The organism is Campylobacter concisus, assembly GCF_015229965.1.
Taxonomy (GTDB): Bacteria; Campylobacterota; Campylobacteria; order Campylobacterales; family Campylobacteraceae; genus Campylobacter_A; species Campylobacter_A concisus_BD.
Window position 1 is genome coordinate 1 of record NZ_JAAKZB010000048.1, and the last position, 2,045, is coordinate 2,045.

The window sequence follows — 2,045 nt, forward strand, 5'->3', positions numbered from 1 at the left end:
CGATGAGAGTTATCGCTATCGTCTGTGTTAAATATACCTTTTTTAAATTTGTTTATTATCTCTACTGCTTTTTGATATGAGTTTATCGGATATTTTGGTTTGCCTGATGCTACGTTTGCTAATGAGCTTCGCTTATAAATTTCATACACCTCTTTCTCCTCTTTAACATCCAAATTTAGCTCCCTTATCTCTACATCAGATTCAGTGTATCTACTTCTAGCATAGTTAAAATACCTTGCATCTATCTCATTACCAGATCCTCTTAGCTCATCTAAGCATAGATAGGTACTAAGGTTATTTAGTGCTAGTTTAGAAGCTAGGTTAAAAGATAGTTTGTTTTTCTTGTGGTCTATGTCATAGTATATAAATGAGTTATAGTCTAATCCTCCACTGCTTATATTAGCTCCTAGAAATAGTCTATTTAAATTTAGACTTATGTAGTTTTGATAGATCATTACTGGATAGTAGCAATAGCTATTTGTACTATTTTTATCATAGGCTTCTTTTATAGACATAGGTTTATATGAGATATTATTTAATGCGTAAGCTTCATTAAATTTATATGTGTATCTTGTGTGCATTATCTCTTTGTAGTTCTCTTCTAGTTTTTCATAGGATGTTTTCCAAAGTTCTAATGCACCACTAACCATAGAAGCACCTATGCTCTTGCCTAGCGATCCTGCATAATCTTTTATTAGTCTCTTTATCTCTTGAAAATCTGTATAGCTAAACCTATGAGTATATCTCATAAAGGTATATGTTGTGATCTCTGTATAAGTTATACTTAGTTTATAATACTCCATCGCCATATGAAGCCTAAAAGCATTTGAAGCTTGAATGATTAGATTAAGCTTTGAATGTTGTAAAACTACGCTTGTAGTTTTTAGACTTGTTATTAGCAAGATATATCTATCTATCTCTTTAGTTTTTCTTGCACCAAGTAGGCTTTTTACTAAATTTAATACCCCAAGCTCATCAAGAAATGTCTCTCTTAGTGCCTTTGCATCTTTATTAAATATATAAGAACCAAGTGATTCATATATCTTAGATATGCCATCTTCGCCAACAAATTTTGCTAGTGGAAATACCTCTTCTATAGTAGTTTTTACTAATAATGAGGTTACCTCTTTATTTATATCTCTATCGTTGCTATATGCTATATCTTTTAAGTTTATAGCCTCTTTTAGAGTGTTTTTATTCTTAGCAGCTATAGCCTCTTTTATAGCAGTTTCATCTTTTTTATAGTTCTCATCTATCTTGTCAGCTTGTTCTATAAGAAGTTTCATTAGATCTTTTTGCAAAGGGTCTTTGATATCTGCATTCTTACCAACTTCATTTTCAGCTAAAAGCTCTTCAACGCTAACTACATCCTTGTTATTTACTCCATCCATATATTTAGAAATTTCTTCTATACATAGATACTCGCCACTTTTTAAGCCACTATTTTTTACTGAGTCTTTATAGAAAAATAGCTTTAAATCCCTATCAAAAATTCTTATTATAGAGTTTGAGTGTAAGGCTTTTATCTCATCATCTTCTATTGCTATATATTCATCACCATCTTGAATGCTTTTCTTTATCATTTTTTTTGAATAGCTTTTAGTCATTATAAAGTAAGCCACTCCAAGAGATAGTGCTTCTATGAAAGAGTAGCGCTTTGGAAGGGTTTGTATTATACGTTGCATTTGTGATTGGTATTCATCTGCGGTTGATGAGCCATTTTTTATATCATCTATAAGTTGGCTTGAGATATTACTATTGTTATATGCTTCAGCCTCTCTTCTGTTTAAGGTGTTTTCATTTACCTTATCAAATACTGCTTTAAAAGAGAGAGTTACCTTTTTCATATACTCTTCTTCACTTTTTTTGATCTTCTCCATATCATTTGGCTGCTTAGCATAAGCATTTACGTGAGAGAAATTTGTCTTAAATAACTCTTCGTATTTGGTGTAGTTATCAAGATAGTTGGTGTCATCTTGATAGGCGATCTCTTTAAATTCTTCCCTTTTTTGCTCTATGTTGTCTATATATTTTTTATCTATCCT

The 2,045-nt window shown here is 31.2% G+C and carries 1 protein-coding gene; it reads right to left on the reverse strand.

Annotated elements, in window-relative coordinates; all coding sequences use genetic code 11:
* A partial coding sequence (locus G6W43_RS10470; protein ID WP_194169763.1) for a hypothetical protein occupies positions 1-2,045 on the reverse strand: 2,045 nt, incomplete at both ends.